This is a genomic window from Allochromatium tepidum (assembly GCF_018409545.1).
GTDB classification, from domain to species: Bacteria; Pseudomonadota; Gammaproteobacteria; order Chromatiales; family Chromatiaceae; genus Thermochromatium; species Thermochromatium tepidum_A.
This window is the reverse complement of sequence record NZ_AP024563.1, coordinates 2,627,997-2,646,400: the sequence shown is the minus strand read 5'-3', so window position 1 is coordinate 2,646,400 and position 18,404 is coordinate 2,627,997. Positions and strand designations below refer to the sequence as shown.

At 65.8% G+C, this 18,404-nt stretch carries 16 protein-coding genes and 1 tRNA gene; 8 read left to right on the top strand and 9 right to left on the bottom strand.

All coding sequences use genetic code 11. From position 1 onward, the window contains the following. The first annotated feature begins 6 nt into the window (after window positions 1-6). Genes Atep_RS12670 through Atep_RS12660 form a run of 3 tightly spaced genes read left to right on the top strand, consistent with a single transcriptional unit; the run spans window position 7 to window position 3,648 of the window. Window positions 7-2,454 carry a hybrid sensor histidine kinase/response regulator gene (locus Atep_RS12670; RefSeq protein WP_213378855.1) on the top strand — a complete coding sequence of 816 codons (2,448 nt, stop codon included), beginning with the start codon at window positions 7-9 and terminating at the stop codon, window positions 2,452-2,454. Continuing rightward, entirely contained in the window at window positions 2,451-3,293 is an 843-nt protein-coding gene (locus Atep_RS12665; RefSeq protein WP_213378854.1) for an ATP-binding response regulator, read from the top strand. Before Atep_RS12670 ends, Atep_RS12665 begins: the two co-directional genes overlap by 4 nt. 16 nt (window positions 3,294-3,309) lie before the next feature. After that, on the top strand, window positions 3,310-3,648 hold the full coding sequence (locus Atep_RS12660) for an ArsR/SmtB family transcription factor (RefSeq protein ID WP_213378853.1): 339 nt from the start codon (window positions 3,310-3,312) through the stop codon (window positions 3,646-3,648). Between the two features lie 23 nt (window positions 3,649-3,671). Here the strand turns inward: Atep_RS12660 and Atep_RS12655 are convergent, their stop codons facing one another. Next, on the bottom strand, window positions 3,672-5,120 hold the full coding sequence (locus Atep_RS12655; protein ID WP_213378852.1) for a methyl-accepting chemotaxis protein: 1,449 nt from the start codon (window positions 5,118-5,120) through the stop codon (window positions 3,672-3,674). A gap of 192 nt (window positions 5,121-5,312) precedes the next feature. On the opposite strand from Atep_RS12655, the gene pabB reads away from it, so the two are divergent. The 5 genes from pabB (at window position 5,313) to Atep_RS12630 (ending at window position 11,607) form a co-directional block, all read left to right on the top strand. Beyond that, window positions 5,313-6,686 (top strand): aminodeoxychorismate synthase component I, encoded by a 1,374-nt coding sequence (pabB, locus tag Atep_RS12650; protein ID WP_213378851.1) that lies wholly within the window; start codon window positions 5,313-5,315, stop codon window positions 6,684-6,686. Between the two features lie 306 nt (window positions 6,687-6,992). After that, on the top strand, window positions 6,993-9,377 hold the full coding sequence (locus Atep_RS12645; protein WP_213378850.1) for a hypothetical protein: 2,385 nt from the start codon (window positions 6,993-6,995) through the stop codon (window positions 9,375-9,377). A 32-nt stretch (window positions 9,378-9,409) separates the two neighbouring features. Continuing rightward, the gene (locus tag Atep_RS12640; RefSeq protein ID WP_213378849.1) at window positions 9,410-10,918 is read left to right on the top strand and encodes a phosphomannomutase; all 1,509 of its coding nucleotides are present in this window, start codon (window positions 9,410-9,412) and stop codon (window positions 10,916-10,918) included. A 268-nt stretch (window positions 10,919-11,186) separates the two neighbouring features. Next, entirely contained in the window at window positions 11,187-11,342 is a 156-nt protein-coding gene (locus tag Atep_RS12635) for a hypothetical protein (RefSeq protein ID WP_213378848.1), read from the top strand. Further along, window positions 11,329-11,607 (top strand): helix-turn-helix domain-containing protein, encoded by a 279-nt coding sequence (locus Atep_RS12630; RefSeq protein WP_200158053.1) that lies wholly within the window; start codon window positions 11,329-11,331, stop codon window positions 11,605-11,607. The genes Atep_RS12635 and Atep_RS12630 overlap by 14 nt, the downstream gene beginning before the upstream one ends. A gap of 141 nt (window positions 11,608-11,748) precedes the next feature. On the opposite strand, the gene Atep_RS12625 is transcribed toward Atep_RS12630, so the two are convergent. The 8 genes from Atep_RS12625 to thiS form a co-directional block, all read right to left on the bottom strand. Further along, window positions 11,749-11,838 (bottom strand) — tRNA-Ser (locus Atep_RS12625). A 109-nt stretch (window positions 11,839-11,947) separates the two neighbouring features. Continuing rightward, the gene (gene nhaD / locus Atep_RS12620) at window positions 11,948-13,357 is read right to left on the bottom strand and encodes a sodium:proton antiporter NhaD (RefSeq protein ID WP_213378847.1); all 1,410 of its coding nucleotides are present in this window, start codon (window positions 13,355-13,357) and stop codon (window positions 11,948-11,950) included. Between the two features lie 244 nt (window positions 13,358-13,601). After that, the gene (locus Atep_RS12615) at window positions 13,602-15,002 is read right to left on the bottom strand and encodes an FAD-dependent oxidoreductase (protein WP_213378846.1); all 1,401 of its coding nucleotides are present in this window, start codon (window positions 15,000-15,002) and stop codon (window positions 13,602-13,604) included. Window positions 15,003-15,167: 165 nt separating this feature from the next. After that, window positions 15,168-15,965: an ABC transporter permease gene (locus Atep_RS12610; RefSeq protein ID WP_213381662.1), complete on the bottom strand. Its 798-nt coding sequence runs from the start codon at window positions 15,963-15,965 to the stop codon at window positions 15,168-15,170. A 29-nt stretch (window positions 15,966-15,994) separates the two neighbouring features. Further along, window positions 15,995-16,618 carry an ABC transporter ATP-binding protein gene (locus Atep_RS12605; RefSeq protein WP_213378845.1) on the bottom strand — a complete coding sequence of 208 codons (624 nt, stop codon included), beginning with the start codon at window positions 16,616-16,618 and terminating at the stop codon, window positions 15,995-15,997. A 12-nt stretch (window positions 16,619-16,630) separates the two neighbouring features. After that, complete coding sequence (gene trmB / locus Atep_RS12600; RefSeq protein WP_213378844.1) at window positions 16,631-17,332, bottom strand: tRNA (guanosine(46)-N7)-methyltransferase TrmB; 702 nt, start codon at window positions 17,330-17,332, stop codon at window positions 16,631-16,633. 11 nt (window positions 17,333-17,343) lie between these two features. Beyond that, complete coding sequence (locus Atep_RS12595) at window positions 17,344-18,141, bottom strand: thiazole synthase (protein ID WP_213378843.1); 798 nt, start codon at window positions 18,139-18,141, stop codon at window positions 17,344-17,346. 60 nt (window positions 18,142-18,201) lie between these two features. Continuing rightward, window positions 18,202-18,402: a sulfur carrier protein ThiS gene (thiS, locus tag Atep_RS12590; RefSeq protein WP_213378842.1), complete on the bottom strand. Its 201-nt coding sequence runs from the start codon at window positions 18,400-18,402 to the stop codon at window positions 18,202-18,204. Between the last annotated feature and the right edge of the window lie 2 nt (window positions 18,403-18,404).

The following is an 18,404-nucleotide window of genomic DNA, read 5'->3' as shown; positions in this document are numbered from 1 at the left end:
CTCCGGATGTCCCCGGCCCGCGCGTCCGGCGTCAAACTGCGCGCCTATATCCTGCTGTTCCTGCTGATCTTCGGCCTGATGCCGCTGATCCTGGCCGCGCTCATCAATCTGCCGCTGGTGCTCGATCGCACCGCGCTCTTCTATCAGCGCGCCTACTTGCAGAATCTGCGCGCGGACTTCCGCGATCTCGACCAGCATCTGGCCAGCCGTCACGAGATGATCCGCTTCCTGGCCAAACTGCCCGAGCCTGGACTGATCCTGGGCGCGCGAGGGGAATCGGATCAGATCGATCCGGCGCGCGCGCGCTATACCACCTGGATCAACCAGATCCTGGCCGATCAGCACGACGTCATCCAGATCCTGTTCGTCGACGCCGAGGGGCAGGAGCGCTTCTGGCTGGTGCGTGACGCGCACACCCAGGAATGGCGCCCGACCGCCCAGCCGCCCCAGGTTCCGAACCGTCAGTTCATCGATGCCGGGTTGCGGAGTCAGGCCGGCGCGGTCATGGTCAGCCGCATCCGCGTCGACGCCCGCACCGGAGTCGATGATCCGCGCCGGCTCATGACCCTCAATCTGGTCAGCCGGATCGGCGGCGAGCATGGCGACCCGGAGCCGGGCGTGGTGGTGTTGACCATCGATGTCGGCGGGTTGGCGCAGTTCTACCGCAACACGCTCTGGGTCAATCACGACGGCAGCTATCTGCGCCCCGGCCGGCCGGCCGGCGGTCAGCCGGAAGCCTTCGAGACCTTTCCGGGACTGGCGGCGATCTTCGCCGAGGGCAAGCTGGCGCTGTGGAAGGGCGGTCAGGGGCGGCAGATGCTGTGGGTGCCCATGTTCCTGACCGAGGACGGCTTTCCGCTCTGGGTCGGGCGCGTGGTCGATCCCTCGCCGCTGGATGCCTTCCGCAACGAGCTGATCGTGCGGGTGCTGACCATCATCGCCGTGCTGGTGCTGGCGGTGATGGGGCTGGCGCGCTGGATCGCGGCGCGCGTCGAGCACTTCGGGCACGAGCTGCTCGGTGGTATCCAGCGCATCCTGCACGACGGGCAACCGTTGCGTTTCAGTTGGACCGGGCCGCGCGAACTCCGTGAACTCGGCGAACGACTCACCGAGCTGGCCGCGACCCATGCCGAGCATCTGCGCGCGGCGCGTGCCCATACGCGCGAGCTGGAACAGTCCAACCGCTACAAGTCGCAGTTCCTGGCCAATGTCAGCCATGAACTGCGCACGCCGCTCAATTCCATCCTGCTGCTGTCGAAGATGCTCGGTGCCGAGGGCAATGGTCTGAGTCCGATCCAGCGCCGTCAGGCCCAGGTCATCCACGAGGCCGGACGCGATCTGCGGGCGCTGATCGACGACATCCTCGACATCTCGCGCATCGAGTCCGGACGGCTCAGCCTGAATCCGGAGCCGGTCGAGCTGCGGCCGATGCTGGAGGATCTGATCGAACTCTTCAGTCCGCAGCTCGCCGACAAATCGGTCGAGCTGAGTCTACTTATGGAGCCGGGCGCGCCCGAGTCGATCCGGACCGATCGTGACAAACTGCGCCAGATCCTCAAGAACTTTCTCGCCAATGCCATCAAGTTCACCGAGCGCGGCGAGGTGCGGGTCGAGGTCGGCACGCGCGCGGAGTCGGTCCGGCCGCTGGTGCTGAGCGTGCTCGACACCGGCATCGGCATCCCGCCCGACAAGCAGGAGATCATCTTCGAGGCCTTCCAGCAGGCCGACGGCTCGACGCGCCGCCGCTATGGCGGCACCGGGCTGGGTCTGGCGATCAGTCGCGAGCTGGCGACCCTGCTCGGCGGCGTCATCGAGGTCGAGAGTACGCCCGGAGTCGGCTCGCGCTTTTCGCTGCTGTTGCCGCTGTCGCTATCGCCGGACGCTGAGAGCCCGGCGCCTGAGATTCGGCCTGAATCTGTGCCGGTGGCTTCCGGGCCGCTCGACGCGGTCGATGGGGACGCCGGTGAGGTGGAGGTCAACTCCGAGTCCTTGTCCGAGCCGGGCGCGCCCTGGGTGCTCATCATCGAGCGAGACGTCAGGACACTGGTTCGGCTCACCTCGGAGCTGTCGCGACGCGGTCTGCGCGTCCAGACCGCCGCCGATCTCGACGAGGCGCTGGAGACGCTGCGCGAGGAGGGCGAGGGTTGCGCCCTGGTGCTGCTGGCCGCTCAGGTGTCGACCGAGACGACCTGTGATACGATCCAGGCCCTTCTGGCCGAGACCCTGGGGCCGCATCCGGCGGTGGCGGTCATGGGGACGCCGGAGTCCGACCCGCGACTCGATGACTGTCTCGTCGGCGGCGCCGTCGCCCGCTTGGACAAGCCGGTCGAATCCGAGGCGCTCACGGCGCTGCTGGTGCAGGTGCTGGGGCGAGCGGCGTCCGAACCCCTAGAGCCGCTGAGCGATGAACACGGCCGGGCATCCGCCCGTCGTCAGGCAACGGAGAGGACATGACGCGCTACGCCGACTTCAAACTCCTGATCGTCGACGATCACGCCCACAACCTCTTCACCCTGCGCACGCTCATCGAGAGCCATCTCGACGTCAGTGTGCTGGAGGCCGGTTCGGGTCAGGAGGCGATCGATCTGACCCATGCGCATCCGGACATCGATCTGATCATCCTCGATGTGCAGATGCCCGAGATGGATGGTTTCCAGACCGCCTCGCTCCTGAAGCTGCGCAAGCGCACGCGCGACATCCCGATCATCTTCCTGACCGCCGCCTTCAAGTCCGAGGAGTTCCAGCGCCGGGGTTTCGCCGTCGGCGCGGCGGACTATCTGCTCAAGCCGATCGAGGACGCCCAACTCATCAACAAGATCAGCACCTATTTCCGGCTGATCGAGAAGGAGCGCGAACTCAACCGCACCCTGGAACTCAAGGTCGCCGAGCGCACGCGCGAGCTGGCCGAGGCGCGGCAGTATCTGGAGAACATCCTCAACCACATGGGCGAGGCGCTGCTGGTGCTGGAGCCGGACGGACGCATCAAGCTGACCAATCCGGCCGCGCGGCGTCTGCTGGGGTACAGCGAGGCGGAGCTGCTCGGTCTGGCGATCGGTGACGTGTTCGAGGAGGAGGGCGACGAGCAGGCCGGCGCCTTCATGGGCACCTGGCTTGAGGCGCTGATCCGCACCGGGGCGCTGAGCAAGATCGAGGCGCGTTTCATCGCCCGCGACGGGCGGCGGGTGCCGATCCTGTTCTCGCGCACGGCGGTGAAGGACGCCGAGGGCCGGATCAGCGATATCATCTGTATCGCCAAGGACATGACGGGTTACACCCGCATCGAGACCGATTGAAGTAAAGGAGTGAAGGATGAACGATTCGAGCACACCCGAAGTCCCCGAAGAGGACGAAGACACCACCCTGACCGCCAACGCCCTCAAGGCGATGGCCCATCCGCTACGCTGGAAGATCCTCTGTTCGCTCGGCAAGAGCGAGCTGTCGGTCGGCGAGATCGTCGAGCGCACCGGCACCTCGCAGAGCAACATCTCGCAGCATCTCGAACAGCTCAGGAACAAGAACATCGTGGTCGCGCGCAAGGAGGCCAACCGGATCTATTACCGCATCCGCAACGCGCAGCTGCTCGATCTCATCGGCATCATGCGCGAGGTGCTCTGTCCGGCCAATCTCGACGATCGCGCACCGCACTGAAGCGTCTGACGTTCCGAGGGCACTCAGGCCCCGTGCTTCTCGGCCAGCATCCGGTCGACCTCGCGCATGACCTGGAGGCTCGCCTCCTCGGCCGCGCGCATGGCCTGGAGGATGGTCTCCTGGAGTTCGGGGCGATCCTCCCAGCCGCCGCCCAGCAACGACAGCAGCCGATGCACGCTCTCGTGTACGCGCGCATGTGGCTTGTCCAGGCCGGCGTAGGCGCGCGTCTCGCCGAAGAGTTCCTGCCCGCTCGTCGCGTACCAGCGACCGAGACGGCAGCTCCGGTGATCGACGCGGATGGCCTCGACATGCTCGCGCTCGCGTCCATCGGTGAGGATGGCCATGTAGGCGCGCTGCTTGTAGATCATGTGATCGACCTTCACCAGGGTGCCGAAGCCCATGTCGCGGGCATGTCGGGCGCGCGACTGGGTTTCGCGCGCCGAGCCGGCGAACCGGGCGAAGCGATCCTCCATCTCGCCGATGACCGCGCTCGACTGGCCGGCCATTTCGCGCATGGCGTCCGAGTCTTCGAGCATCCGTTCGCTCTCGCCGCGTAGCTCGCTCATGACCAGTCCGATGGACTCGGAGGCGCGCCGGCTGCTCTCGGCGAGCTTGCGCACCTCGTCGGCCACCACGGCGAAGCCGCGTCCGGCCTCACCGGCGCGCGCGGCCTCGATGGCGGCGTTGAGCGCGAGCAGATTGGTCTGGTTGGCGATCGTCGTGATGAGCTGCACGGCGTCCGTGACCTCCTGGCTGCGCGCGTTGAGTCGTGCCACGGCATCGGCGACATGGTTGATGCGCTCGGCGATCGCCTGCAGATAGGTCACGACCTGACCGACGGTGGCCTGGCCGTCCTCGGCCTCGCGCGCGGTGGCGGTGGCCATGTCGAGCACCGACTGCATCTCCTGGTTGACGCTCGCCAGATCCTGCTGGCTGGAGGCGAGGTTGGACAGCAGGTTGGTACTGTTGAGCGCCTGAGTGCGTTCGAGCAGCCGGTAGCGCCCATGCGTGCGCTCGCGTTCGGCACATTCGGCGCGCAGTCGCTCGCATTTTTGCAGTGCCTGTTCGAAGTCGCCCGACCAGTCGCGGTCGAGCTGTTGTCTGAGGGTTTCGAGGCCGGCGGCGCTCCCGCCGGTCGGGGTCTGGAAATAGACCTCCAGACGATCCAGGAGGTCGTTGACGCCCCAGCAGAGGCGGGCGATCTCGTCCTCGCACTCGAGATGGGTGATGCGTTTTACGAACCGGCCGCGACCGGCCTGTTCGATGACCTGGGTCAGACGCGGCAGGGGCGCGAGACTGCGCCCCAGCGTTCGCTGGCCCCAACCGGCGAGGCCGATGGCCGGCACCAGGATCAAGGCCGTCCAGGGAATGAGTGCGGGAGCGAGCCAGACGAGCACCGGCGCGACCAGGGTCAGGCTCGCAAGCGACCAGAGCAGCCATGAGATCCTCGATTGCAGGGGCGAGTGTGTCATGGACGAGTCCTGTGCGAGATGGGTCGGGGAAGGAATCGATGCGCCTGACCAGTGATCGTCAGCTATCAAGCCATCCGGCGGGCCGAGACCGATGGGCGATCATGCTACGATGGACCGCCCGAACCGACAAGCCTCGGCGGATGCGAGGCGCGCACAGTCGGCGACATCCCGTTCATACGATCCCTCCGCTCGATGACCCCTCTGATTCGCGATTTCGATTATCGACCCGATGCCGGCCCCTACATGGAACGGCTGCTCGACCATCCCCGGCCGGTGTGGCTCGATAGTGGGCGTCCGTTCAGCGATCAGGGGCGTTTCGACATCCTCACGGCCGATCCGGTCGCGACACTGGTCACGCGCGGTGCCGAAAGTACGTGGTATGCCGGTGATTCGACGGGGCGCTCGCACGCCGATCCGCTCGATCTGTTGGGCGAACTCCTGGGGCCGAAGCGTGAGACCGTCCCCGGATTGCCCTTCGTCGGCGGGGCGATCGGCTATTTCGGCTATGATCTGGCGCGCCGTTTCGTGCCGCTGCCGAATCTCGCACTCGATGCCGAACGCCTCCCCGAGCTGGCTGTGGGGGTCTATGACTGGGCCTTGATCCTGGATCACGTCGAACGGCGCGCCTGTCTGGTCGGCTGGGATGCGCGTCGGCTCGATACCTGGGCGGCGCGGCTGTCGGCGCCGGGCGCGCGCCGGGTTCGCGAGCCGTTCCGGACGCTCGGCCCGGTCGAATCCAATCTGACGCACATGGGCTATCTTCAGGCGTTGGCAAGGATTCGGGACTATCTGATCGCCGGCGACTGCTATCAGGTCAATCTCGCCCAGCGCTTCGCCGCTCCGGCCACGGGCGATCCCTGGACGGCCTATCAGCGACTGCGGGCGCTCAACGCCGCACCCTTCAGCGCCTATCTGAGCATGCCGGATGTCCGGATCCTGTGCTCTTCGCCTGAGCGCTTTCTCCAGGTCAGGGACGGATGGGTCGAGACCCGGCCGATCAAGGGCACGCGCCCGCGCTCGACCGATCCGGTTGAGGATGCGCATCTGGCCGAGTCGCTGCGTCTGAGTGCCAAGGATCGCGCCGAGAATGTGATGATCGTCGATCTGCTGAGGAATGATCTGGGGCGGGTGTGTGCGACCGGGAGCGTTCGGGTGCCGGCGCTGTTCGAGATCGAGCGTTTCACCCGCGTGCATCATCTGGTCAGCACGGTCACGGGGCGGCTGGCCGCCGGACGCACGGCGCTCGATCTGCTGCGCGCGGCCTTCCCCGGCGGTTCGATCACGGGCGCGCCCAAGCGCCGCGCGATGGAGATCATCGAGGAACTGGAACCCAACAGGCGCGGTGTCTATTGCGGGGCCATCGGCTATTTGGGCTTCGATGGGGCGATGGATACCAATATCGTCATTCGTACCCTGGTTTACGCTGAGGGCCTCGTCCGCTTCTGGTCCGGCGGCGGCATCGTCATCGACTCCGACCCCGAGTCCGAGTATCGCGAGACCTATCACAAGGCGGCACCCTTGCTCGATTTACTCCAATCGGCCGTTCAACATAACGCCGCGACTTAGCGGCATTTCCGTACAACCGAGGATGGGTATTATGGATACCGTTAGCGTTAATCGGTTTGGAGATAATCTAAAAAGCCTTCGACCCGTACCGAACAGCCCTACCTCGACTGGTGTCATCGCTTTCTACATCTTCTGCGCCGACAACTGAACCGCCCCGGCATTGGCCCTTGCCCTTGCTCGACCCACTCCAATGGACCGACAATCCGATCCGAGCCTCGACCTTGCGGACCACGGCCATCCCAGGACGTAGAAGAATCCGGCCGAACCGCCGACTGAGGCCGCCATCCATCAAGGGGACACACGATCATGTCTGCGGACACGCACCGGCCGGCGCATCGCTGGCGCTTCAATCGACTCGGCGGTTTCGATCAGGTCATGATCGACTCGGGCGAGGACATCCGTCATCTGCCCGAACTCGACCCCAAGCTCTGGGCCGCCCTGAGCTGCCCGACCTCGGGACTGGAGTTCGACAGCCACACCCTGGCCCTGCTGGATACCGACGGCGACGGACGCATCCGCATCGACGAGATCAAGGAGGCCGTGCACTGGACCTGCCGCCGGCTCAAGGATCCGGGCGATCTGTTCAAGCACGGGGCCGGTCTGCCGCTGGACGCCATCGACGACAGCACCGAGGAAGGGCGCCTGATCATGGCCTCGGCCTGGCGCATCCTCGACAACCTGGGGCGCACCGAGTCGACCGTCATCACGGCGGCGGAGACGGCTAATACGACCCAGATCTTCGCCGGATCGCGCTTCAACGGCGATGGCGTGGTGCAGCCGAGCGCGGCCCGCGACGAGTCGGTCGCCCAGGCGATCAGCGACATCATGCGCTGTGTCGGCTCGCTGCCCGATCGCAGCGGCGAGGACGGCATCGATCAGGCGCTCTGCGACCGCTTCTTCGCCGAGGCGCGCGAGTATCTCGAATGGTGGGCACAAGCCGAGGCCGACGCGGCCAACATCCTGCCGCTCGGCGAGGACACAGAGTCGGCCGCCGAACTCTTCGAGTCGGTCAAGACCAAGATCGACGACTATTTCACCCGCGCCCGGCTGGCCGACTACGACCAGCGCGCCGCCGAGCTGCTCAATCCGGCCGAGAGCGACTATGCCGCCCTGGCCGGCCGCACCCTGTCGCTGGAGACCGAGGATCTGGCGGGTTTTCCGCTGGCGCGGGTCGAGCCGGGGCGTGCGCTGCCGCTGCGTCAGATGGTCAATCCGCGCTGGGCGCGAGATCTGGACGCCTTCCGCACGCGGGTGGTGGCGCCGCTGCTCGGCGACATCGACAGTCTGAGCGAGACGCAATGGCTGGATCTGAGCAAGCGCTTCGAGGCCCACTCGGTCTGGCGTTCGCACCGGCGCGGCGCCCTGGTCGCCCCGCTGGGCGCGACCCGCCTCCGGGCACTGGTCGAGGGACCGTTCCAGGCCGCGATCGCCGACCTGATCGAGCAGGATCTGGAACTGGCCGGGGTGTCGGACGCCATCGAGTCGGTCGACCGGCTGGTGCACTACTACCAACACCTGGAGCCGCTGCTCCAGAACTTCGTCTCACTGCGCGACTTCTACACGCCGGGACGCAAGGCGGTCTTCCAGGCCGGCACCCTCTATCTGGACGGGCGCGCGTGCGACCTCTGCGTGCGTGTCGACGACCCGGCCAAACATGCGGCCCTGGCCAATCTCAGTCAGATCTATCTGGCCTACTGCGACTGCCGACGGCGCGGCGGCACCGAGACCCTGACCATCGCGGCGGCTTTCACGGCCGGTGACGGCGACAATCTCATGGTTGGGCGCAACGGCGTCTTCTACGACCGCAACGGCGACGACTGGGACGCCACCATCGTCAAGATCGTCGAGCATCCGATCAGTGCCGGGCAGGCGTTCTGGTCGCCCTACAAGCGGCTGGGGCGGATGATCTCGCAGCAGATCGAGAAGTTCGCCGGCGCGCGCGACAAGGCCGTCGACACCGGCGCCGAGCAGGGCGTGACGACACTGGCGACCAAGGCCCAGGAACCTTCGGCCGGTGGTCCGGCTCCGGCTCCGTTCGACATCGCCAAGTTTGCCGGTATCTTCGCCGCCATCGGTCTGGCGGTCGGCGCCATCGGCACGGCGCTGGCCTCGGTCATGACGGGGCTGCTGTCCTTGAGCTGGTGGCAGATCCCGCTGGCGCTGCTCGGGCTGATGCTGGCGATCTCGGGGCCGTCGATGCTGCTGGCGCATCTCAAGCTGCGTCAGCGCAATCTGGCTCCGCTACTGGATGCCAACGGCTGGGCGGTCAATGCCCAGGCCAAGATCAGTATCCCGTTCGGCGCTATGCTCACCAGTACGGCGCAGTTGCCCAAGGGGGCGGCGCGTTCGTTGCGCGATCCCTTCGCTGAGAAGAAACGTCCCTGGAAGACCTATCTGGTGCTCCTCGCCCTGCTCGCCGGACTGATCCTGGCCTGGCGCGAAGGCTATCTGGCCGCCCGGATCGAGCGCTTGATGCTGCAGCAGGCCGCAGAGACGCCGGCAGTCGAACCGGCGGCGCCCGTGGCCGAGTCGGGCGAACCCGCGACCGAAGCGCCGGCAACGGCCAAGCCCGCGACTGAAGCACCGGCGGAAACGCCCGAGCCTGTCGCGCCGAGCACGGACGAGGCGGCGCCCGATTCGGCTGAGTCGACACCGGCAACGGACAAGCCGGCGGCCGAGCCGGCAAACTGATCACACACGCCTGGAAACCAGAGGAGTTCAGAATGCACATTGGCGACTTGATGGCCGAGAGTGGGGTCGGATTCGGCACCAGCGGCGCGCGTGGTCTGGCCGACCGGATGACCGACTGGGTCTGCTATGCCTATACGCTCGGTTTCCTGAGTTATCTGGAGCAGATCTCGGAATGGTCGCCCGGCTCGGAGGTCGGTATCGGCGGCGATCTGCGCCCCAGCACCCCGCGCATCATGACGGCCTGCGCACGCGCCGTGCGCGACAAAGGAGGGCAGCCGATCGATCTGGGCTTCATCCCCAGCCCGGCGGTGGCGGCCTATGGCTTCGGGCGGTCGATCCCGACCCTCATGGTCACGGGCAGCCACATCCCGGACGATCGCAACGGCATCAAGTTCAACCTGCCCAATGGCGAAATCCTCAAGCACGATGAAGAGGGCATCCGCGCTCAGACGATCGCACGGCCCGAAGGTTTGTTCGATGCCGCCGGTTTCTTCGTCGCCGATCAGTCCGATGCACTACCGGAGCGCCGGCCCGAAGCCCTGAAGCTGTACATCGAGCGCTATCTGGACTTCTTCCCGCGTGACTGTCTCAAGGGCCTTCGGGTCGGGGTCTACGAACACTCCAGTGTCGCGCGCGAACCCTATGTCGCCGTACTTTCCCGACTCGGTGCCAAAGTCACGCGGCTCGGTTGCTCCGAGGTCTTCGTCCCGGTCGACACCGAGGCGGTGCGCCCAGAGGATCAGGCACTCGCGCGCGAGTGGGCGGCGAGCGGTCGCTTTGATGCCTTGGTCTCAGCCGATGGTGACGGCGACCGTCCGCTGATCGCCGACGAGCACGGTCAGTGGCTGCGCGGCGATGTGGCCGGCGTGCTCTGCGCGCGCCGGCTCGGCATCAAGGCACTGGCCACGCCGGTCAGCAGCAACACGGTGGTCGAACGCTGTGGGGCCTTCGAGCGGGTTTTACGTACCCGCATCGGCTCGCCCTTCGTCATCGAGGGGATGCAGCGTCTGATGGACGCCGGCCTGGAGTCGGTCGCCGGCTATGAGGCCAATGGCGGCTTCCTGCTCGCCACCGATCTCTGCCGAACCGAGGGGCCGCAGCTGGAAGGACGCTTCCTGCCGAATCTACCGACACGCGATGCGCTGGTGGTCGTTGTCACCATCCTGCTCGACGCCGTGGAACGCGGCCAGCCGGTCTCGGCCCTGGCCGCCGACCTGCCGCCACGCTTCACCCACAGCGATCGGATCAAGGATTTTCCGACCGAACTCAGCCGGGTACGGCTCGCCGCCCTGAATACGGGGAAGCGGGAAGCCGACAAAGCGGCCATCGAAGCCGAGTTCGGCGATGCCTTCGGCCCGGTCGCCACGCTCGACGACACCGACGGACTGCGCATCACCTTCGAGAGCGGCGAGATCCTGCATCTGCGCCCGTCCGGCAATGCGCCCGAACTGCGCGCCTATGCTGAGGCCGACAGCCCGGAGCGTGCTGAGGCCATGACGCGGATGGCCTTAGAGACCTTGGCTACATGGCGGAATGGGTGAGCGACTCATGCCAAAGCCGTCGAGCACGCGGGCTTGGCGACACCCCAAGCCCGGATGTGATGTCCGCACACTCCGCCTTTGGCGTATCATCCGGTTATGGTCTTCATCGAAACATCCCTCTTCACCCGGCTCGTCTCTCAGCATCTCAGTGATGATGAGTACGCCGCCCTGCAAGCGACCCTGATCCTGCACCCGGAGGCCGGCGACCTGATACCTGGAAGTGGAGGTGTGCGCAAACTGCGCTGGCGTGGGAGCGGCCGGGGTAAGCGTGGAGCAAAAAACAGGTCTGCGGATCATCTACTACTGGCGCAACCGAGCAGGGCAGGTCTGGATGCTGACCCTCTACGCCAAGAACGAACAGACGAACATCCCGCCCCACATCCTGCGGGCAATCGCGGAGGAAATCAGTGATGAGTCAACGTGACATCGGACGCGAGATCCTGGACGGTCTGCGAGAGATCAAAGCCCATCAGCGCGGAGAGGTGGCTTTGCGGACCTTCGAGGTCTCCACGCCGGACGCCCGCGCGATCCGCGAACGTATGGGGCTGACCCAGGAAGCGTTCGCCGCCCTGTTGGGTGTCAGTCGCCGCACCCTCGAAGGCTGGGAGCAAGGCCGCCGCCATCCGCGCGGCCCGGCATTGGCGCTACTGCGGGTCGCTGCGCGGCATCCCGAGGCATTGCGGCCCTGAAAGGTCGAGCGGGATCAGGGGCCGTTAGAATGACGGAATCAACCGTCGGCCGTGGCGGAAGGCCAAACAGCTTCGAGAAGGGGGGCGGAATCCATTCGGCGCCTTGCTTTCCCTTGCCTATCAGCGACTTGCGAAAATATATGGCGGAGAGGGTGGGATTCGAACCCACGGTACGCTCGCGCGTACACCTGATTTCGAGTCAGGCCCATTCGGCCGCTCTGGCACCTCTCCGGGCAGTGCCGACCAACGGACGTGGCCGGCGATAAGCGAGGAATTATAATCGCAAGCGGAGCATTTGTCCATGCCCGCTTGCGATCCGGCGGCTTAACGGTCCGTCACCTCAACCGTTGATCCAGAAGTGAACGGCGATACTCGCCAGGAAGCCCAGCGCGATCGCCGGCGTCCATTCCAGATGCGCGAAGAAGGTATAGGTACCGCGCGCCTGTCCCATCAGCGCCACACCCGCCGCCGAGCCGATCGACAGCAGCGAACCACCGACACCCGCCATCAGCGTCACCAGCAACCACTGGGTTTCGCTCATCTCCGGCATCATGGTCAGCACTGCGAACATGACCGGGATGTTGTCGACGATGGCCGAGAGGCCGCCGATCGCGACATTGGCCAGCGTCGGTCCCCATTGCTCATACATCAGCTCCGAGGCCAGCGAGAGGTAACCGATCTGACCCAGTCCGCCGACGCAGAGCACCACGCCATAGAAGAACAGCAGCGTATCCCATTCGGCGCGCGCGACCTTGTTGAACACATCGAATGGCGTCATGTCGCCGACCAGTGCGGCGCGATCCCTGTTGCGCTGGTGCCAACTCTGATGCGTCTTGCGCAGGAAAAAGCCGAAGACCTGTAAATAACCCAACCCGGTGAGCATACCGATCACAGGCGGCAGATGCAGGAAGTTGTGGAAGCTCACCGCCGTGGCGATGGTCAGAACGAAGAGCACGATGATCCGGCGTGCGCCGCGCTTCATGTGTGCGCTGGCGTCCTGGGCCTCGGGCTTGATGTTGGGCACGGCGAAGGACATGAGGATCGCCGGCACCAGATAGTTGACCAGCGAGGGTACGAAGAGCTTGAAGAAGGTGAAGAAATCGAGCACGCCCTTCTGCCAGACCATGAGCGTCGTGATGTCGCCGAAGGGGCTGAAGGCGCCGCCGGCATTGGCCGCGACCACGATGTTGATGCAGGACAGGGTAACGAAGGTGCGGTTGTCGCCGCCGACGGCCATCACCACCGCGCACATCAGGAGCGCCGTGGTCAGGTTGTCGGCGACCGGCGAGATGAAGAAGGCCAGGGTGCCGGTCATCCAGAACAGCGTGCGCAAGCCGAAGCCCTTGTTGATGAGCCAGGCACGCAGTGCATCGAAGACCCGCCGCTCCTCCAAGGCGTTGATGTAGGTCATGGCGACCAGCAGGAACAGCATCAGCTCGGCGTATTCGAGCAGGTTGTGGCGCACCGCCTCGCCGGCCGCGTGCGGCTGGCCCTGCTGGATGTAGACGTAGGCGATCAAGCACCAGATGAGGCCGGCGGCGATGATGACCGGCTTGGATTTGCGCAGGTGTAGGAATTCCTCGGCCATGACCAGGGCGTAGGCGATGCCGAAGATCAGGAGCGCGAGATAACCGACGGTGTGGTCGGTCAGGTCGATGGCCTGGAGGACGGCGGTCTCACCGCTGGCCAGGGCCAGGGTCGGAACAAGTAAGGCGAAGAGTCCGATGAGTAGACGTTGAACGGGGGGCATGAAGCGGGCCTCTCGTGGGAGCAGTGGGCGGTTCCTACGCGGCGGTGAACAAGCCGCGCGCGTGGGACTGTGCGTCGACGGCCCTGGTGCGTCCTCGAAGGACGGCCCCACGGGCCACCGTGCAAGATACCCACCGGAAGCCGGTACGCCAAGTCGAGCCGGGGTCTTCAAACCCAATTGAAAGGATTGAAGGCGTGAAGATCGATGGGGCCGGTCGGATGCCGGCCTGCTTCGGTCGGCGGCTTCAGGCCGCGTCCTCGGTCAGGATCGACGCGGGCGCGCGCGTGTCCTCGTGTCCCATCAGCAGCTCGCGCTCGAAGGCCGCTTCGTCGATGCGCGCACCCAGATGGCGGGCGAGGGTGCGCATGTCATTCTCGCCGCTGCCCAGACAACTGGTGCCGCCCGGCGATGGGGTCATGTTGAAGATGATGCCATGGCCATCGCTGATCTTGGCCTCGCCCATGCGCAGCTTGCGCGCGGCCTTGTCGATCAGTTGCGGCCGGATGCCGCCGAAGCCCTCGGCATAGTGGATGTCCTCGACCGTCATCGAGGGCACGATCTTGCGGATCTCCTTGACGAACAGACGTCGGTTGAGATGCGGCACCTCGTAGAGGAAGTTGCGCAGGATGTAGTGACGGATGTCACGGACCTTGAATTGATCCCAGACCACACCCGCCACCTGGCGGTCGAAGCGCAGCACCTTGAAGAACTCGCGGATCGATTCCGGATTGCGCCGTTCGAGCATCGGCAGCATGAGCGCGGTCGGTCCGAAGCGGGTCTTGCCGCGCTCTTTGACGTCGTGGTCGCCATGCACGGCGGCGAAGGGCAGGTTGGGGTTCTGAACCGTGTAGACCTTGCCGTTGAGCGCCTCGGGAGCGAAATAGAAGGAGCCGGCCACGGGCAGACAGGAATATTCCAGCCCGAGTCCCATCTCCTGGGCCATCAGCAGCGAGTGCCCGCCGGCACAGACCACTACGGCGCGCGCCTGGAGCGGGCCGCGACTGGTCTCCACCAGATAGCCGTCGTCGACGCGGCGGATGCGGTCGACCTTGGTCGAGAAGAGCTGGCTGATCTGCTTGCTGGAACTGCGTTCGATGCGCACGCATTCGCGCGAGAAGGACTCGGCCAACGCCTGGAAATCGACTGCGCAATACTCGTCCGGGGTCCCGGTGGCGACGATCTCCTCTTTGCGCCAAGCGCCGTCGACCAGGGCGACGTTCGGCTCCAGGTCGGCGATGTCCTGGCGCTCCAGGAGCTGCATCCGGGGGAAGAGTTCCTTGAAGCTCTCATAGCGCTTGCGCACCAGATCGCATTCATCCTTGCCGACGGCGAGCAGCATCTTGGGCATGCGGAAGAGGATACGGTCGCGATCGCGCGCCTGGAGCTTGGTGGCGTAGTTGATGACCATATAGGCCGTGCGCTTGACGACACGGGCCTTGTCGAGCGTGTAGTTGGTCTCGATGTCGCCGCAGTGGATGGTTTGGCTGTTGCTGTGGGCGTGCGAGTTGACGCGGGCGACGCTGTCGTATTTCTCGATCAGACACAGCCGGTTGAGATCCGTGAACTTGGCCAGTTCATAGAGCAGGGCGGTGCCGGTGACACCGGCGCCGACGATCAGGACGTCGTAATGGGTCGAAGCGGACATGGTTCTTGGTCTCCAACGGCGGTGCGGACGCCGATCGCCGCGATTGGGCCGATCTGGCCCATGATGCAGCGCAACATAACCGTCACGTTAGCTGAAGTTGAGATCCAAGAGAATGCCGGGGCTTGCATTTAATGCATTAAAACACTCAATTAAAGCGCGTGCTGATCAAGCCGGTTTCAGTCGATCGAGCCGCAGTCGCCGGCGCTCGTCGAACAGGCGCCGCGAGCCCATCCAGACGGCGACCATCGCGCCGAGTCCGGTGCCGGCGGCGATCAGAAACATGATGAGCAGCTGGTACTTGGCCGCGTCCATCGGCGGACTGCCGGCGAGGATCTGGCCGGTCATCATGCCCGGCAGACTGACCAGTCCCGCCGTGCCCATGGCATTGATGATGGGGATGAGTCCCGAGCGCAGGGCCTCGCGCCGGATGTGTTCGATGGCCTGCTCCCAATCCTGACCGGCCAGCAGGCGCGCTTCGATCTGGCCGCGCGACTCCCAGGCATGGCGGGTGAGGTTGTCGAGCGCGATGGCCACGCCGCTCATGGTGTTGCCGAGCAGCATCCCGAGCAACGGGATGAGATATTGCGGCTGATACCAGGGTTCGACCCCGATGACGACCCTGAGCGCCAGCAGGGTGACGCTGAACGAGGACAGAAACATCGACACGGCGCCGATGCCGTAGCCCCAGGGACCGCCGAAGCGGCGCGTCTGGCGCTGCATGACCTCGAAACCGGCGACCGAGAGCATGACCAGGGCCATGAGTCCGATCAGCGGCAGACTGGTCTGGGCGAACAGCAGCTTGAGCACCAGACCGACCAGGGTGAGCTGTACCGCACTGCGCGCGGCGGCGATCAGCACGCGCCGTTCGACGCCGAGCCGAAGTCGCCAGGACAGGGCCGCCAACAACAGCACCAGCAGCGAGGCCAGCGACAGATCCCAGGGTGAGAGTTCGATCAGGCCGATGGTTGGGTTGGCGGGGGCGTTCGCGTCCATCAGGTCTCAGGCTCCAAGCGTCCATCGCGGATGACGAAAGCACGACCGCCAAGGCGTGCGCGCTGCTCGGGATCATGGCTGACCCAGAGCACGGACGCCTTTTGTTCGCCGCGATAGGTTTCGACCAGGGTCTCGACCCGATCGCGGTTGGCTGGATCGAGGTTGGCGGTCGCCTCGTCGAGCAGCAGTGCCGCCGGGCCTTGCGCCAGCAGCCGAACCAACGCCAGACGCTGGCGCTCGCCGGTCGACAGCCGCGTGACCGACCAGTCGAGCACATCCGGCTCGAAACCCAGTCCGGCCAGCCGGCCGCTCAAGCGTTCGAAATCCGGGTCCGATGCCTGGATCGCGGGCAGATGCGCCCCGACCGTCTCGGCCCACCAGAACGACTCGGCCGGCAGCAGCCCGACCCGCCGTCGCCAGACGGGCGGGGCCATCCGCGAGCGCGGCTCGTTGTCGAGCCAGACCTCGCCCTGATGCGGGTCGAGATCGGCGATGGCGCGCAGCAGCAGGCTCTTGCCCGACCCGGACGGGCCGGAGACGAACACCCGCTCGCCGGCCGCGAGTGCGAGATCCACGGGCGCCAGCGTGCGATGCGAGAGTCCGTCGAGTCGCAGGCTAGCCATGTGGATGCCGCCTCAGCGCCGCCGGTAGATGAGATCGGCGACCGGATGCCCGAGCCGTTCGCCGCGCTGCTCGAACTTGGTCAGCGGCCGGAAAGCCGGGCGGGGCGCATAGGCACCGGTTCCGGCGGTGTTCTCGAACAGATCCGCCGCGCCGTCGAGCACCTCGAGCATCTGCTCGGCATAGTGCGCCCAGTCGGTCGCGGCATGGAAGATCCCGCCAGGACGAATGACGCGCGCCAGCAACCCGACCAGCTCCGGACTCAGAATCCGCCGCTTGTGATGACGCTTCTTCGGCCAGGGATCGGGGAAGAACAGTTGCACGGCCTCCAGCGCGCCCGGTTCGATCCCTTCGCGCAGTACCTCGACGGCGTCGTGACGCATCACGCGCAGATTGGTCAGACCCCGCCGCTCGATCTCCAGCAGCAGATGACCGACACCCGGACGATGGACCTCGATCCCGAGCCAGTTGCGCTCCGGATCGCGCTCGGCCATCTCGGCCAGCGATTCGCCGTTGCCGAAGCCGATCTCAAGCACCACCGGCCGGTCGTTGCCGAACAGCGCCGCGAGATCGAGCGGCGCGCCCGGCGTCCAGTCCAGGCCGAAGCGCGGCCAGAGTTCACTGAATGCGCGCTCCTGGGCCGCCGTCAGACGCCCTTCGCGCAGCACGAAGCTACGGATGGCGCGGCGCGGGTGTCCGTCGGTGACATCCTCCATCGCCGTCCGGCTCAAAAGAACAACCCTTCGATCGGCGAAGACGCCGAGGCAAAACGCTTGGCCGGCATCCGCCCCGCCAGGAACGCCTCGCGCCCGGCCTCGATCGCTTTGCGCATGGCGCTCGCCATGAGCACCGGATTCTTGGCGGCAGCGATCGCGGTGTTCATCAGCACGCCGTCACAGCCCAGCTCCATCGCGACCGCCGCATCCGAAGCCGTGCCCACACCGGCATCGACCAGAATCGGCACCTTGGCATTCTCGACGATGGTGCGGATGTTGAGCGGATTGCGAATGCCCAGCCCCGAGCCGATCGGCGCCGCCAGCGGCATCACAGCCACGCAGCCGACCGCCTCCAGCTCGCGCGCGACGATGGGATCGTCATTGGTATAGACCATGACCTCGAAGCCGTCCTTGACCAGGATCTCGGCGGCCTTGAGCGTGGCCATGACATCGGGGAACAGCGTCTTCTCGTCGCCGAGCACTTCGAGCTTGACCAGGTTGTGACCGTCGAGCAGCTCGCGCGCCAGCCGACAGGTGCGCACGGCCGTGTCGACGTCATAGCAGCCGGCCGTGTTGGGCAGGATGGTGTAACGATCCGGCGGCAACACGTCGAGGATGTTCGGCTCGTCGCTGTTCTGGCCGATGTTGGTGCGGCGCACGGCGATGGTGACGATCTCGGCGCCGCTGGCGGCGATGGCTTGCGCGGTCTCGTCCATGTCCTTGTATTTGCCGGTGCCGACCAGCAGGCGCGAGCCGTAGTCCTTGCCGGCGATGATGAGACGATCGGAAGTGGGGGCGGGTGTGGACATGCAATGACTCTAGAGGTGGCGATTCGGAAATTGGGTATTGGAAACGACGGCGCGCTCGACTCACCCGCCGCCGACGGCCTGGATGATCTCGACCCTGTCGCCGACGGCGAGCCGATGCTCGGCGAAGCGGCTACGCGGCACCAGTTCGGCATTGACCTCGATGGCGAAGCGCTGGCCGAGCAGTTCCAGATATTCGACGAGCTCCGACACGCGCATATCGTCGGCGATCTCGCGGGGTGCTCCGTTCAAGATGATCTTCATGA

What these genes read in the sequence shown, in the direction of transcription:
- pabB (WP_213378851.1), top strand. Translation starts at nt 5,313, where the DNA reads ATGACCCCTCTGATTCGCGATTTCGATTATCGACCCGATGCCGGCCCC.
- thiS (WP_213378842.1), bottom strand. Translation starts at nt 18,402, where the DNA reads ATGAAGATCATCTTGAACGGAGCACCCCGCGAGATCGCCGACGATATG.
- Atep_RS12595 (WP_213378843.1), bottom strand. Translation starts at nt 18,141, where the DNA reads ATGTCCACACCCGCCCCCACTTCCGATCGTCTCATCATCGCCGGCAAG.
- Atep_RS12670 (WP_213378855.1), top strand. Translation starts at nt 7, where the DNA reads ATGTCCCCGGCCCGCGCGTCCGGCGTCAAACTGCGCGCCTATATCCTG.
- Atep_RS12615 (WP_213378846.1), bottom strand. Translation starts at nt 15,002, where the DNA reads ATGTCCGCTTCGACCCATTACGACGTCCTGATCGTCGGCGCCGGTGTC.
- trmB (WP_213378844.1), bottom strand. Translation starts at nt 17,332, where the DNA reads ATGGAGGATGTCACCGACGGACACCCGCGCCGCGCCATCCGTAGCTTC.
- Atep_RS12655 (WP_213378852.1), bottom strand. Translation starts at nt 5,120, where the DNA reads ATGACACACTCGCCCCTGCAATCGAGGATCTCATGGCTGCTCTGGTCG.
- Atep_RS12605 (WP_213378845.1), bottom strand. Translation starts at nt 16,618, where the DNA reads ATGGCTAGCCTGCGACTCGACGGACTCTCGCATCGCACGCTGGCGCCC.
- Atep_RS12645 (WP_213378850.1), top strand. Translation starts at nt 6,993, where the DNA reads ATGTCTGCGGACACGCACCGGCCGGCGCATCGCTGGCGCTTCAATCGA.
- Atep_RS12640 (WP_213378849.1), top strand. Translation starts at nt 9,410, where the DNA reads ATGCACATTGGCGACTTGATGGCCGAGAGTGGGGTCGGATTCGGCACC.
- Atep_RS12665 (WP_213378854.1), top strand. Translation starts at nt 2,451, where the DNA reads ATGACGCGCTACGCCGACTTCAAACTCCTGATCGTCGACGATCACGCC.
- nhaD (WP_213378847.1), bottom strand. Translation starts at nt 13,357, where the DNA reads ATGCCCCCCGTTCAACGTCTACTCATCGGACTCTTCGCCTTACTTGTT.
- Atep_RS12630 (WP_200158053.1), top strand. Translation starts at nt 11,329, where the DNA reads ATGAGTCAACGTGACATCGGACGCGAGATCCTGGACGGTCTGCGAGAG.
- Atep_RS12660 (WP_213378853.1), top strand. Translation starts at nt 3,310, where the DNA reads ATGAACGATTCGAGCACACCCGAAGTCCCCGAAGAGGACGAAGACACC.